At 41.2% G+C, this 14,454-nt stretch carries 11 protein-coding genes; all 11 read left to right on the forward strand.

The window, feature by feature from the left end:
* The first annotated feature begins 12 nt into the window (after window positions 1-12).
* The 11 genes from rpoB to rplW all read left to right on the forward strand — a co-directional run bounded on the left by rpoB (window position 13) and on the right by rplW (window position 14,440).
* Window positions 13-3,573, forward strand: coding sequence for a DNA-directed RNA polymerase subunit beta (gene rpoB, locus ACWM35_RS23510; RefSeq protein ID WP_454821336.1), 3,561 nt, complete (start codon window positions 13-15; stop codon window positions 3,571-3,573).
* A 70-nt stretch (window positions 3,574-3,643) separates the two neighbouring features.
* On the forward strand, window positions 3,644-7,243 hold the full coding sequence (rpoC, locus tag ACWM35_RS23515) for a DNA-directed RNA polymerase subunit beta' (protein ID WP_454821337.1): 3,600 nt from the start codon (window positions 3,644-3,646) through the stop codon (window positions 7,241-7,243).
* 168 nt (window positions 7,244-7,411) lie between these two features.
* The gene (locus ACWM35_RS23520) at window positions 7,412-7,660 is read left to right on the forward strand and encodes a 50S ribosomal protein L7ae-like protein (RefSeq protein ID WP_454821338.1); all 249 of its coding nucleotides are present in this window, start codon (window positions 7,412-7,414) and stop codon (window positions 7,658-7,660) included.
* 104 nt (window positions 7,661-7,764) lie between these two features.
* Window positions 7,765-8,187 carry a 30S ribosomal protein S12 gene (gene rpsL / locus ACWM35_RS23525; RefSeq protein ID WP_026574083.1) on the forward strand — a complete coding sequence of 141 codons (423 nt, stop codon included), beginning with the start codon at window positions 7,765-7,767 and terminating at the stop codon, window positions 8,185-8,187.
* Window positions 8,188-8,227: 40 nt separating this feature from the next.
* On the forward strand, window positions 8,228-8,698 hold the full coding sequence (gene rpsG / locus ACWM35_RS23530) for a 30S ribosomal protein S7 (protein ID WP_454821339.1): 471 nt from the start codon (window positions 8,228-8,230) through the stop codon (window positions 8,696-8,698).
* 48 nt (window positions 8,699-8,746) lie between these two features.
* Complete coding sequence (fusA, locus tag ACWM35_RS23535) at window positions 8,747-10,828, forward strand: elongation factor G (RefSeq protein WP_454821340.1); 2,082 nt, start codon at window positions 8,747-8,749, stop codon at window positions 10,826-10,828.
* A gap of 127 nt (window positions 10,829-10,955) precedes the next feature.
* Entirely contained in the window at window positions 10,956-12,143 is a 1,188-nt protein-coding gene (gene tuf / locus ACWM35_RS23540) for an elongation factor Tu (protein WP_454821341.1), read from the forward strand.
* Between the two features lie 384 nt (window positions 12,144-12,527).
* On the forward strand, window positions 12,528-12,836 hold the full coding sequence (rpsJ, locus tag ACWM35_RS23545; protein ID WP_007085291.1) for a 30S ribosomal protein S10: 309 nt from the start codon (window positions 12,528-12,530) through the stop codon (window positions 12,834-12,836).
* A gap of 40 nt (window positions 12,837-12,876) precedes the next feature.
* Window positions 12,877-13,503 (forward strand): 50S ribosomal protein L3, encoded by a 627-nt coding sequence (gene rplC, locus ACWM35_RS23550; RefSeq protein WP_454821342.1) that lies wholly within the window; start codon window positions 12,877-12,879, stop codon window positions 13,501-13,503.
* A gap of 29 nt (window positions 13,504-13,532) precedes the next feature.
* Window positions 13,533-14,156: a 50S ribosomal protein L4 gene (gene rplD, locus ACWM35_RS23555; protein ID WP_454821343.1), complete on the forward strand. Its 624-nt coding sequence runs from the start codon at window positions 13,533-13,535 to the stop codon at window positions 14,154-14,156.
* Complete coding sequence (gene rplW, locus ACWM35_RS23560; protein ID WP_040203238.1) at window positions 14,156-14,440, forward strand: 50S ribosomal protein L23; 285 nt, start codon at window positions 14,156-14,158, stop codon at window positions 14,438-14,440. Before rplD ends, rplW begins: the two co-directional genes overlap by 1 nt.
* Window positions 14,441-14,454: the final 14 nt, after the last annotated feature.

Here is a 14,454-nt window from a genome sequence, read left to right on the forward strand (position 1 = left end):
GGGGTGAATCAGTTGACAGGTCAACTAGTTCAGTATGGACGACACCGCCAACGAAGAAGTTACGCGCGAATCAGTGAAGTTTTAGAATTACCAAATCTTATTGAAATCCAAACCTCTTCTTATCAATGGTTTCTTGATGAGGGTTTGCGTGAAATGTTCCAGGATATTTCACCGATTGAGGACTTTACTGGTAACCTATCACTAGAATTTATTGATTACAGCCTTGGCGAACCAAAGTATTCTGTAGAAGAATCAAAAGAGCGGGACGTTACATATTCAGCGCCTTTGCGTGTTAAAGTGCGTCTTGTAAACAAAGAAACAGGCGAAGTGAAAGACCAAGATGTTTTTATGGGTGATTTCCCACTCATGACAGAAACGGGTACGTTTGTCATTAACGGGGCAGAGCGTGTTATCGTTTCACAATTAGTGCGTTCTCCGAGCGTATATTATAGTGGAAAACTTGATAAAAACGGGAAAAAGGGCTTTACCGCTACTGTTATTCCGAACCGCGGCGCTTGGCTTGAGTATGAAACAGATGCCAAAGATGTCGTATATGTGAGAATAGATCGTACTCGGAAACTGCCCGTTACGGTTCTTTTGCGTGCACTTGGGTTTGGTTCTGATCAAGAAATCATCGAATTGATTGGAGACAACGAGTATATTCGCAATACGCTGGAAAAGGACAACACTGAAGGAGTCGAAAAAGCGCTTCTTGAAATTTACGAGCGCCTTCGTCCAGGTGAGCCTCCAACCGTAGATAATGCAAAAAGTCTATTGGTATCAAGATTCTTTGATCCAAAAAGATATGACCTTGCGAATGTAGGTCGATATAAAATAAATAAGAAGCTTCATATTAAAAACCGTCTTTTCAATCAACGTTTAGCTGAATCACTTGTTGATCCAGAAACCGGTGAAATTATTGCCGAAAAGGGTACGGTTCTTGATAGAAGAAACTTAGATCGAATTATTCCTGCTCTTGAAAAGGATGTTAATTTTAAAGGATTCAATCCGATTGGCGGAGTAGTGGAAGAGGAAATTATTCTTCAAGGAATTAAAATCTATGCGCCAAATGAAGATGGAGAAAAAGTTATAAATGTGCTTGGTAACGCGTATGTTCCAGAGCCAATTAAGAACATTACTCCTGCAGATATCATTGCATCGATTAGTTATTTCTTTAACTTACTTCATGGTGTTGGTGATACCGATGATATTGACCACTTAGGGAACAGACGTCTTCGTTCTGTTGGTGAACTTCTGCAAAATCAATTCCGTATTGGTCTTTCTCGTATGGAACGTGTGGTTCGTGAAAGAATGTCAATTCAAGACACAGCAACGATTACACCACAGCAGCTCATCAATATCCGTCCAGTGATTGCATCCATTAAAGAATTCTTTGGAAGCTCACAATTATCACAGTTCATGGACCAAACAAACCCGCTTGCAGAATTAACGCATAAGCGTCGTCTATCTGCACTCGGACCTGGTGGTTTAACGCGTGAACGTGCGGGAATGGAAGTACGTGACGTTCACTACTCTCACTACGGTCGTATGTGTCCGATTGAAACACCGGAAGGTCCAAACATTGGATTAATCAACTCTTTATCTTCTTATGCAAAAGTGAATCGTTTTGGTTTCATTGAAACTCCTTATCGTCGGGTTGATCCTGAAACAGGTAAAGTAACGAATCGTATCGATTACTTAACGGCAGATGAAGAAGATAATTATGTAACCGCACAAGCAAATTCTATTCTTGGTGAAGATGGTTCTTTCCTTGATGAAGATATTGTTGCTCGTTTCCGTGGTGAAAACACCGTTGTACATCGTGATCGAATCGATTACATGGACGTTTCACCTAAGCAAGTAGTTTCAGCGGCAACAGCATGTATTCCGTTCCTTGAAAACGATGACTCGAACCGTGCCTTAATGGGTGCGAACATGCAGCGTCAAGCTGTTCCTTTAATGCAGCCAGAAGCTCCTCGAGTTGGAACAGGTATGGAATACGTATCAGGTAAGGATTCCGGTGCTGCTGTTATTTGTAAGCATGAAGGAATCGTCGAGCATGTTGAAGCACGTGAAGTTTGGGTGCGTCGCATAAAAACTGTAGATGGTCAAGAAGTCAAGGGTGACCTTGATAAATATAGAATGTTAAAGTTTATACGTTCTAACCAAGGAACCTGTTATAACCAACGCCCAATTGTTGCTGTTGGTAATCGGGTAACAAAAGGTGAAATTCTTGCCGATGGTCCTTCAATGGAACTAGGAGAGTTGGCATTAGGTCGTAACGTTTTAGTTGCCTTCGTTAACTGGGATGGTTACAACTATGAAGATGCAATCATCATGAGCGAACGTCTTGTGAAAGATGACGTATATACTTCGATTCATATTGAAGAGTATGAATCAGAATCACGTGATACAAAATTAGGACCAGAAGAAATCACTCGTGACATTCCTAACGTTGGGGAAGATGCCCTTCGTAATTTGGATGAGCGCGGAATTATTCGTACTGGTGCGGAAGTAAAAGATGGCGACTTACTTGTTGGTAAAGTAACGCCAAAAGGGGTAACTGAACTGACGGCTGAAGAACGCCTGTTACATGCGATCTTTGGTGAAAAGGCACGTGAAGTTCGTGATACTTCCCTTCGTGTTCCACACGGCGGCGGCGGTATCGTTCTCGATGTTAAAGTCTTCAATCGAGAAGACGGAGATGAACTTCCTCCAGGTGTCAATCAGCTTGTTCGTGTTTATATCGTTCAAAAGCGTAAAATTTCTGCCGGAGATAAAATGGCAGGACGTCACGGTAATAAAGGGGTTATCTCAAGAATTTTACCGGAAGAAGATATGCCGTATTTACCAGACGGTACTCCAGTAGATATCATGTTAAACCCATTAGGTGTACCTTCACGTATGAACATCGGACAGGTGCTTGAGCTTCATTTAGGTATGGCTGCAAGAGCCCTTAATATCCATGTTGCTTCACCAGTATTTGATGGAGCGCGTGAAGAAGATGTGTGGGGAACCATCGAAGAAGCGGGAATGGATCGCGATGCGAAAACGGTTCTTTATGATGGCCGTACTGGTGAACCATTTGATAACCGTGTTTCTGTCGGTGTCATGTATATGATTAAACTAGCCCACATGGTTGATGACAAACTTCATGCTCGTTCAACTGGACCATACTCACTTGTTACCCAGCAGCCGCTTGGTGGTAAAGCACAATTTGGCGGTCAGCGTTTCGGTGAGATGGAGGTTTGGGCACTAGAAGCTTACGGTGCTGCCTATACGCTTCAAGAAATTCTGACAGTAAAATCAGACGACGTTGTTGGTCGTGTGAAAACATATGAAGCGATTGTTAAAGGCGAAAATGTTCCGGAACCAGGGGTTCCTGAATCATTCAAAGTATTAATTAAAGAACTTCAAAGTCTTGGTATGGATGTTAAAATCCTTTCCGGAGACGAAAAAGAAATTGAAATGCGTGATACAGAAGATGACGAAGACTTACAGCAAGTCGATACGTTAAATATTGTTCCAGAAGCACAAACGTTTGAATCTGAAAAGGTCGGCACAAAAGAATAGGTATTAGCTGAAGCGCAATGAATGTGCGCTTCAGCTATTAATTGTCTAGATCGAAAGGGAGGTAGGCCCCTTGATTGATGTTAATAATTTTGAGTATATGAAGATTGGTCTTGCTTCACCAGATAAAATCCGTTCATGGTCATTTGGAGAAGTCAAGAAGCCAGAAACGATTAACTATCGTACGCTAAAACCTGAAAAGGACGGTTTATTCTGTGAGAGGATTTTTGGTCCAACAAAGGACTGGGAATGTCATTGTGGAAAATACAAACGTGTCCGATATAAAGGTGTAGTTTGTGACCGTTGCGGTGTTGAAGTAACGCGCGCAAAAGTTCGCCGTGAAAGAATGGGACATATTGAGCTTGCTGCTCCTGTCTCACATATTTGGTACTTTAAAGGGATTCCAAGCCGTATGGGGCTTGTATTAGATATGTCTCCACGTGCTTTGGAAGAAGTTATTTATTTTGCTTCTTATGTTGTGACTGAATCCGGAGATACAGCGCTGGATAAGAAACAGCTTTTATCTGAAAAAGAATATCGTGCATACCGTGAAAAGTACGGGAATAAATTCCAAGCTGCCATGGGTGCAGAAGCAATTAAAAAGCTTCTTTCCGATATTGATTTAAACAAGGAAGTTGACATTTTAAAAGAAGAACTTAAAACAGCTCAAGGGCAACGTCGTACACGTGCGATTAAACGTCTTGAAGTTTTAGAAGCCTTCCGTGGATCTGGCAATGAGCCTTCATGGATGATTCTTGATGTTCTTCCGGTCATTCCTCCTGAACTTCGTCCTATGGTTCAATTGGATGGTGGAAGATTCGCAACATCCGATTTAAATGATCTATACCGTCGTGTCATCAACCGTAACAATCGTTTAAAGCGTTTATTAGACCTTGGTGCGCCAAGTATTATCGTTCAAAACGAAAAACGGATGCTTCAAGAAGCGGTAGATGCCTTAATTGATAATGGTCGTCGTGGACGTCCGGTAACAGGGCCTGGTAACCGCCCGTTAAAATCACTTTCTCACATGTTAAAAGGTAAACAAGGACGTTTCCGTCAAAACTTACTTGGTAAACGTGTTGACTATTCTGGCCGTTCGGTAATTGTTGTTGGTCCAAACTTAAAAATGTATCAATGTGGTCTTCCGAAGGAAATGGCTCTTGAATTATTCAAGCCATTCGTAATGAAGGAGCTTGTTGAAAAAGGTTTAGCCCACAATATCAAATCGGCAAAACGTAAAATTGAACGAGTATCCCCTGAAGTTTGGGATGTGCTTGAAGATGTTATCCGTGAGCATCCGGTTCTGTTAAACCGTGCCCCAACTCTTCACAGACTAGGGATTCAAGCCTTTGAACCGACATTGGTAGAAGGAAGAGCGATTCGCCTTCATCCACTTGTATGTACTGCTTATAACGCAGACTTCGACGGTGACCAAATGGCTGTTCACGTACCACTGTCATCTGAAGCTCAAGCTGAGGCAAGACTATTAATGCTTGCGGCTCAAAACATCTTAAACCCTAAAGATGGAAAGCCAGTTGTTACTCCTTCCCAGGATATGGTATTAGGTAACTATTACCTTACGCTTGAAAGAGAAGGTGCAGTTGGCGAAGGGATGATTTTTAAAGATACAAACGAGGCATTATTAGCTTACCAAAATGGCTATGTACATTTGCATACTCGTGTTGCTGTCGATGCGGGATCGCTAGGTAATGAAACATTAACAGAAGAACAAAATAATAAGTTGCTGATCACAACGGTTGGTAAACTTGTTTTTAACGAAATTCTGCCAAATTCATTCCCTTATATCAATGAACCAACTAGACACAATTTAGAAGTAGAGACACCTGCGAAGTATTTCGTTGAAAAAGGTGAAGATGTAGTAGCTAGAATCAAAGAAATGCCGATCGTTGATCCATTCAAGAAGAAGATCCTTGGAAACATTATTGCGGAAGTATTTAAACGTTTCAAAATTACCGAAACATCAAAAATGCTTGACCGCATGAAAGACTTAGGATTTAAATATTCTACTAAAGCTGGTATTACAGTTGGTGTAGCAGATATCGTCGTTCTTGGCGAAAAGCAGCAAATCCTTCAAGAAGCTCAAGGTAAAGTAGATAACGTCCTGAAACAATTTAGACGTGGTTTGATTACAGAGGACGAGCGCTATGATCGTGTTATTGCGATTTGGAGTGCTGCGAAGGATACAATTCAAGGGAAACTTATGAAATCCCTGAATAAAACGAATCCAATCTTTATGATGAGTGATTCCGGTGCCCGTGGTAACGCCTCTAACTTTACTCAGTTAGCTGGTATGCGTGGTCTGATGGCCAACCCGGCTGGACGGATCATTGAGTTACCAATTAAATCAAGTTTCCGTGAAGGTTTAACCGTATTAGAGTACTTTATCTCTACTCACGGTGCTCGTAAAGGTCTTGCGGATACAGCCTTGAAAACAGCTGACTCAGGTTACTTAACGCGTCGTCTAGTTGATGTTGCTCAAGATGTTATTGTCCGTGAAGACGATTGTGGTACAGATAGAGGTTTATTAATCAGTGCGTTGAAAGATGGTACAGAAATCATTGAAGGATTGGATGAGCGTTTAATTGGCCGTTATGCCCGTAATGCCATTAAGCATCCAGAAACCAATGAGGTGTTGGTCCCAGCTAACGGATTAATTACAGAAGATCTTGCAGAACAAATTGTCGGAACAGGAATTGAAGAAGTAAAAATCCGTTCCGTCTTTACATGTAATACACGTCATGGTGTTTGTAAAAAATGTTATGGCCGTAACTTGGCAACAGGTCAGGAAGTGGAAGTGGGCGAAGCAGTTGGTATCATCGCTGCACAATCCATCGGTGAACCTGGTACGCAGTTAACGATGCGTACATTCCATACAGGTGGGGTTGCCGGAGACGATATCACTCAAGGTTTACCACGTATTCAAGAGATTTTTGAAGCGCGTAATCCTAAAGGGGTTGCGGTTATTTCAGAAATCGATGGTGTGGTTGTGGGTATTAACGAAGGTCGTGACCGTCAGCATGAAATCGTTGTTCAAGGTGAAGTTGAATCACGCACTTACAATGCGCCGTATACGGCTCGTTTGAAAGTTGCGGTAAATGATCAAGTGTTACGTGGACAAGAATTAACAGAAGGTTCGATTGACCCTAAAGAATTAATCAAAGTGAAAGACGTTGCTGCGGTGCAAGAGTACTTATTACGTGAAGTACAAAAAGTTTACCGTATGCAGGGTGTTGAAATCGGCGACAAACACGTTGAAGTAATGGTTCGTCAAATGATGCGTAAAATCCGTGTGAGTGATGCAGGTGAAACGGATGTACTACCTGGTACATTGCTTGATATTCACCAATTTACTGATGCGAATGAAAAAGCCTTGTTAAGCGGAAAATTACCAGCAACAGGCCGTCCGGTATTGCTTGGTATTACGAAGGCATCTCTTGAAACAGATTCCTTCTTATCAGCAGCTTCCTTCCAAGAAACAACAAGAGTACTTACAGATGCAGCCATCAAAGGCAAGCGTGACGAATTACTCGGTTTGAAGGAAAATGTTATTATCGGTAAGCTCGTTCCAGCAGGAACAGGAATGCAGCGGTACCGTAAAGCAGAACCTGTCCTAAGAGACACAACATCGGAAGAAACGATCGCAATTGATTAATTAATATAAAAGTGCGGTACTCACCTACCAGGCGAGTACCGCCTTTTAAAGAAAAAAGCTATACCAGGAAAATGGATAAAAAATTAAAGTTTTGTTGACATCTGATTTGGATGATGATAATATATCAAAGGTGCTCCTATTCACCTGATACTTTGGAGGATATGAAAATTGTCTTATGAAAAAGTATTACAGGCAAATAAAGTTATTATAGGAACTAAACAAACAGTCAAAGCACTTAAGGATGGAAAAACGAAAGAGTTGATCGTTGCGAGTGATGTTGAAGCGAAAGTGATAACAAACGTCGTAAACTTAGCTCTAGATATGAACATCCCTGTTACGTATGTAGACTCGATGAAAAAACTTGGGAAAGCATGCGGAATAGAAGTTGGTGCCTCAGCTGTAGCTATTATTCGTTAAAAACTGTTTTTGTAGATAGAGTAGTCTGCAAAAACTTTGTTTTTGCATCAAAATGAACCACCTGGGTGTGTGGGCTTACAAAAAATGAAGGGAGGAAAAGTAACATGCCTACTATTAACCAATTAGTGCGCAAGCCTCGTCAAGCAATCACTGAAAAGTCGAAGTCTCCTGCGCTAAATAAAGGTTACAACAGCTTCAAAAAATCACAAACTAATGTATCTTCACCACAAAAACGCGGAGTATGTACTCGTGTTGGTACAATGACTCCAAAGAAACCAAACTCAGCGTTACGTAAATATGCACGTGTACGTTTGACAAATGGTATCGAGGTGACAGCATACATTCCTGGTATCGGTCACAACCTTCAAGAGCACAGCGTTGTTCTTATTCGTGGAGGACGTGTAAAAGACTTACCGGGGGTACGTTATCACATCGTACGTGGAGCGCTTGATACTGCTGGTGTTAACAACCGTATGCAAGGCCGTTCTAAATACGGTACTAAGCGTCCAAAAGCAGCAAAAAAATAATCTGAAATAAATAGAAGCTTCTTTGAAAGGAGGAAACATAATGCCACGTAAAGGTCCTGTAGCAAAAAGAGACGTGTTACCAGATCCACTTTACAATTCTAAGCTAGTTACTCGTCTAATCAACAAAATGATGATCGACGGTAAAAGAGGTAAATCACAAGAAATTCTTTACTCTGCATTTGAAACAATTCGTGAACGTTCTGGTAAAGAACCGATGGAAGTGTTCGAAGCAGCAATGAAAAACATCATGCCTGTACTTGAGGTAAGAGCACGCCGTGTAGGTGGAGCTAACTACCAAGTTCCAGTTGAGGTGCGTCCTGATCGTCGTACAACTCTTGGATTACGCTGGTTAGTTAACTATGCGCGTCTTCGCGGTGAAAAAACGATGGAAGAGCGTTTAGCTAACGAAATCATGGATGCAGCTAACAACACTGGTGCATCTGTTAAGAAACGTGAAGATACACACAAAATGGCAGAAGCAAACAAAGCGTTTGCTCACTATCGTTGGTAATTTAACCTTCAATATAAAAACTTTCAAACTAGGAAGGAGAAAGACCCAATGGCAAGAGAGTTCTCCTTGGTAAACACTCGTAATATCGGCATCATGGCTCACATCGATGCCGGTAAAACGACTACCACTGAACGTGTACTTTATTACACTGGTAAGATCCATAAGATCGGTGAAACTCATGAAGGTGCATCTCAAATGGACTGGATGGAGCAGGAACAAGAGCGTGGAATCACAATCACTTCTGCTGCAACAACAGCATCATGGAAAGGCCACCGTGTAAACATCATTGACACTCCTGGACACGTAGACTTCACAGTTGAAGTTGAACGTTCACTTCGTGTTCTTGATGGTGCGGTTGCTGTACTTGATGCACAATCTGGTGTTGAGCCGCAAACTGAAACAGTTTGGCGCCAAGCAACAACTTATGGTGTACCTCGTGTAGTATTCGTAAACAAAATGGACAAAATCGGTGCAGACTTCCTATATTCTGTAGGAACGATCCATGACCGTTTACAAGCTAATGCTCACCCAATTCAGTTACCAATCGGTGCTGAAGACGAGTTCTCAGCAATCATTGACCTTGTGGAAATGAATGCAGTATTCTACGGTAACGACTTAGGTACAGATATCGAAGTTCGTGAAATTCCTGAAGAATACAAGGCACAAGCTGAAGAATACCGTGAGAAATTAGTAGAAGCAGTTGCAGAATTAGATGAAGAGTTAATGGAAAAATACCTTGGTGGTGAAGAAATCACTAAAGAAGAGCTAAAAGCTGCGATTCGTAAAGGTACTGTTAACGTTGAATTCTATCCTGTAATCTGTGGATCTGCATTCAAGAACAAAGGTGTTCAGTTAATGCTAGATGCAGTTATCGACTATCTTCCATCACCATTAGATGTACCTGCAATTAAGGGTCATGCTGTTGATGATGAAGAAGAAGTAATTGAACGTCACTCAAGTGACGAAGAGCCATTCTCAGCTCTTGCGTTCAAAGTTATGACTGACCCTTATGTTGGTAAATTAACGTTCTTCCGCGTTTACTCTGGTACTTTAGAGTCTGGATCATATGTCCAAAACTCAACAAAAGGCAAGCGTGAGCGTATCGGACGTATCCTGCAAATGCACGCAAACAGCCGTCAAGAAATCTCTAAGGTTTTTGCTGGTGACATTGCTGCTGCAGTAGGTTTGAAAGATACAACTACTGGTGATACTCTATGTGATGATAAAAATCTTGTTATTCTAGAGTCTATGCAATTCCCAGAGCCAGTAATCCAACTATCAGTTGAACCAAAATCAAAAGCTGACCAAGACAAGATGACTACTGCACTACAAAAGCTTCAAGAAGAAGATCCAACTTTCCGTGCACACACTGACCAGGAAACTGGACAGGTAATCATCGCTGGTATGGGTGAACTTCACCTTGATATCATCGTTGACCGTATGCGTCGTGAATTTAAAGTTGAAGCGAATGTAGGTGCTCCTCAGGTTGCTTATCGTGAAACTTTCCGTGCTTCTGCGCAAGTAGAAGGTAAGTTTGCACGTCAATCTGGTGGTCGTGGACAATTCGGTCACGTTTGGATCGAATTCGCACCTAACGAAGAAGGTAAAGGATTCGAATTCGAAAACGGTATCGTCGGTGGTGTCGTTCCTCGTGAATACATCCCTGCTGTTCAAGCTGGTCTTGAAGACGCATTAGATCGTGGTGTACTTGCTGGATATCCTTTAGTTGATATTAAAGCAAGATTGTTTGACGGATCTTACCATGATGTTGACTCCTCTGAAATGGCCTTTAAGATTGCCGCTTCAATGGCTCTTAAAAATGCTGCTTCAAAATGTCAACCGGTTATCCTTGAGCCTATGATGAGAGTAGAAGTTGTAATCCCAGAAGAATATCTTGGTGATATTATGGGACAAATCACTGCTCGTCGTGGACGCGTAGAGGGTATGGAAGCTCGTGGTAATGCACAAGTAGTTCGTGCTATGGTTCCACTTTCAGAAATGTTTGGTTACGCTACAGCACTTCGTTCAAGTACACAAGGACGTGGAGTATTCTCTATGCACTTCGATCACTATGAAGAAGTACCAAAATCAGTTTCTGAAGAAATCATCAAAAAAAATAAAGGTGAATAATTGATTTTCGCCAACCAATAAAGTATAACTACTTATGTAACAATGGAAACTGTGAAATTGGGACAACCACTTTACAGTTTCCATGAACAATATACTTAATTTTTTTATATTAAAGGAGGATTTCCTAATGGGTAAAGCTAAATTCGACCGCTCTAAGCCACACGTTAACATTGGTACAATTGGTCACGTTGACCACGGTAAAACAACTTTAACTGCTGCAATCACTTCTGTTCTTGCTAAAACTGGTAAAGCAGAAGCTCGTGCATACGATCAAATCGACGGTGCTCCAGAAGAAAGAGAACGTGGTATCACAATCTCTACAGCACACGTTGAGTACGAAACTGACAACCGTCACTACGCTCACGTTGACTGCCCAGGACACGCTGACTATGTTAAAAACATGATCACTGGTGCTGCGCAAATGGACGGCGGTATCCTAGTTGTATCTGCAACTGATGGTCCAATGCCACAAACTCGTGAACACATCCTTCTTTCTCGTCAAGTAGGTGTACCTTACCTTGTTGTATTCATGAACAAGTGTGACATGGTTGACGACGAAGAACTTCTTGAATTAGTAGAAATGGAAATTCGTGACCTTCTTTCTGAATACGAATTCCCTGGTGATGACACTCCAGTTATCAAAGGTTCTGCTCTTAAAGCATTAGAAGGCGATGCTGCTTGGGAAGAAAAAATCTATGAACTTATGACTGCAGTTGATGAGTATATCCCAACTCCAGCTCGTGATACTGAAAAGCCATTCATGATGCCAGTTGAGGACGTATTCTCAATCACTGGTCGTGGAACTGTTGCTACAGGACGTGTTGAGCGTGGTGTAGTTAAAGTTGGTGACGTTGTTGAAATCGTTGGTTTCACAGAAGAGCCTAAATCTACTACTGTAACAGGTGTAGAAATGTTCCGTAAGCTTCTTGACTATGCAGAAGCTGGAGACAACATCGGTGCACTACTTCGTGGTGTAGCTCGTGAAGATATCGAGCGTGGACAAGTTTTGGCTAAGCCAAAAACAATCAACCCACACACAAAGTTTACTGCACAAGTTTACGTATTATCTAAAGAAGAAGGTGGACGTCACACTCCATTCTTCACAAACTATCGTCCACAATTCTATTTCCGTACTTCTGATATTACTGGTATCTGTAATCTTCCAGAAGGCGTAGAAATGGTTATGCCTGGCGACAACATCGAAATGACAGTTGAACTTATCGCTCCAGTTGCGGTTGAAGAAGGTACTAAATTCTCAATCCGTGAAGGCGGACGTACTGTAGGCGCAGGTTCAGTTGCTAAAATCATGGAATAGTCTATAGTTATAAAAAAGTAGGTGGAGACGATCCACCTGCTTTTTTTTATGCGAACTGACGAGTTTCTTCTATTATATAAAGTTATTTTATTTTTCAATTAAGTAAGCGAATAGATAGGTTATTTCTGGAGAATTATTTTTTCTATTGAAATTGTATAAACACGTCGCTATAATAATAAAAGTGTGCTGGAACATAAACAAAAGAAAAAACGTAATAATTGTTGCGTTTGCCTAATGTTTTATGTATAATAGACAATGTTGGTCTTTGACTGCGATGATGTGGAAGGTTGCTGACACACCCGGCCGCTTTGCCATGGCGAGTGTGTGGGAAATTTTCACTGAGAAATGTCTATTTAGAAAATAGGCGATAAAGGAGGGAAAATAATGGCAAAACAAAAGATTCGTATCCGTTTAAAAGCTTATGATCACAGAATTCTTGATCAATCTGCAGAAAAAATTGTTGAAACAGCAAAACGTTCAGGTGCGGCAGTTTCAGGTCCGATTCCGCTTCCAACTGAAAAATCTGTTTACACAATCCTTCGTGCGGTGCATAAGTACAAAGATTCTCGTGAGCAGTTCGAAATGAGAACACATAAGCGTCTAATCGACATCGTTAACCCAACTCCACAAACAGTTGATGCGTTAATGCGTTTAGATTTACCATCTGGTGTAGATATCGAAATTAAACTTTAATGAAAATATATAAACAAGAAAATTAGGAGGTGTGACTTAAATGACCAAAGGAATCTTAGGAAGAAAGATTGGTATGACTCAAGTATTCGCAGAGAACGGCAACTTAATCCCAGTTACTGTTGTTGAGGCAGCTCAAAACGTAGTACTTCAAAAGAAATCAGTTGAAAGCGACGGTTACGAAGCAATTCAAATCGGTTTCGAAGACAAACGTGAAAAGTTAGCTAACAAACCAGAAAAAGGCCATGTTGCTAAAGCAAATACTGCTCCTAAGCGCTTCGTTCGCGAATTCCGCGGAGTTGACGTAACAGGATATGAAGTTGGTCAAGAAGTCAAAGTTGATATTTTCGCTGCAGGCGATGTAGTAGATGTTACAGGAATCTCAAAGGGTAAAGGTTTCCAAGGTGTAATTAAACGCCACGGACAATCACGCGGCCCAATGGCTCACGGTTCACGTTATCATCGTCGCCCTGGTTCAATGGGACCTGTTGCTCCAAACCGTGTATTCAAAGGTAAATTATTACCAGGACGTATGGGTGGAGAACAAGTAACAGTACAAAACCTTGAAATCGTAAAAGTTGATGTTGAACGCAACCTATTATTGATCAAAGGTAATGTTCCAGGACCTAAGAAAGCATTATTAAAAATCTCTGGTGCGGTTAAAGCGTAATATCTTCATAAGAAAGGAGGAACAAAAGAATGCCTAAAGTTTCATTATTTAACCAAAACGGTTCACAAGTTGGTGAAATCGAACTTAACGAAACAGTATTTGGTATCGAGCCTAACCAACACGTATTATTTGAAGCGATTGTTATGCAAAGAGCTTCTTTACGTCAAGGAACTCATAAAACAAAAATTCGTTCTGAAGTACGCGGCGGTGGACGTAAACCATGGCGTCAAAAAGGAACAGGCCGTGCTCGTCAAGGGTCTATCCGTTCTCCACAATGGCGCGGAGGTGGTACTGTATTCGGACCAACACCACGTAGCTACAGCTACAAGTTACCGAAGAAAGTACGCCGTTTAGCGATTAAATCTGCATTATCTTCTAAAGTATTAGAAGAAAACATTTTAGTATTAGAAAGCTTGGCTTTCGATGCTCCAAAAACAAAGGATTTCAAATCAGTATTAGGTGGCCTTTCTGTTGAGAAGAAAGCACTTATCGTAACAGCTGACCTTGATGAAAACGTAGCATTATCTGCTCGTAACATTCCTGGTGTAACAGTTGTAACAGCTGACGGAATCAACGTGTTAGACGTAGTAAATCATGATAAATTAATCATGACGAAAGCTGCAGTTGAAAAAGTAGAGGAGGTGCTTGCATAATGGATGCACGCGATATCATTAAGCGCCCCGTTATCACTGAACGTTCTACTGACCTAATGGCTGAGAAGAAATATACGTTTGAAGTTGATGTTAGAGCTAACAAAACTCAAGTTAAAGATGCTGTAAAAGAAATTTTCGGCGTTGAAGTTGAGAAAGTAAACATCATGAACTATAAAGGTAAATTCAAGCGCATGGGTAAATTCGGTGGTTACACGAACAAACGTCGTAAAGCAATTGTAAAATTAACTGCTGACAGCAAAGAAATCGAATTCTTTGAAGCATAAGAACCTATCAAGAA

It is taken from the genome of Neobacillus sp. K501, from assembly GCF_053749995.1.

Bases quoted from the DNA above. Each gene is read 5' to 3' on its own strand.
- rpsL (WP_026574083.1), top strand. From the start codon at position 7,765: ATGCCTACTATTAACCAATTAGTGCGCAAGCCTCGTCAAGCAATCACT.
- rpsG (WP_454821339.1), top strand. From the start codon at position 8,228: ATGCCACGTAAAGGTCCTGTAGCAAAAAGAGACGTGTTACCAGATCCA.
- fusA (WP_454821340.1), top strand. From the start codon at position 8,747: ATGGCAAGAGAGTTCTCCTTGGTAAACACTCGTAATATCGGCATCATG.
- tuf (WP_454821341.1), top strand. From the start codon at position 10,956: ATGGGTAAAGCTAAATTCGACCGCTCTAAGCCACACGTTAACATTGGT.
- rpsJ (WP_007085291.1), top strand. From the start codon at position 12,528: ATGGCAAAACAAAAGATTCGTATCCGTTTAAAAGCTTATGATCACAGA.
- rplC (WP_454821342.1), top strand. From the start codon at position 12,877: ATGACCAAAGGAATCTTAGGAAGAAAGATTGGTATGACTCAAGTATTC.
- rplD (WP_454821343.1), top strand. From the start codon at position 13,533: ATGCCTAAAGTTTCATTATTTAACCAAAACGGTTCACAAGTTGGTGAA.
- rplW (WP_040203238.1), top strand. From the start codon at position 14,156: ATGGATGCACGCGATATCATTAAGCGCCCCGTTATCACTGAACGTTCT.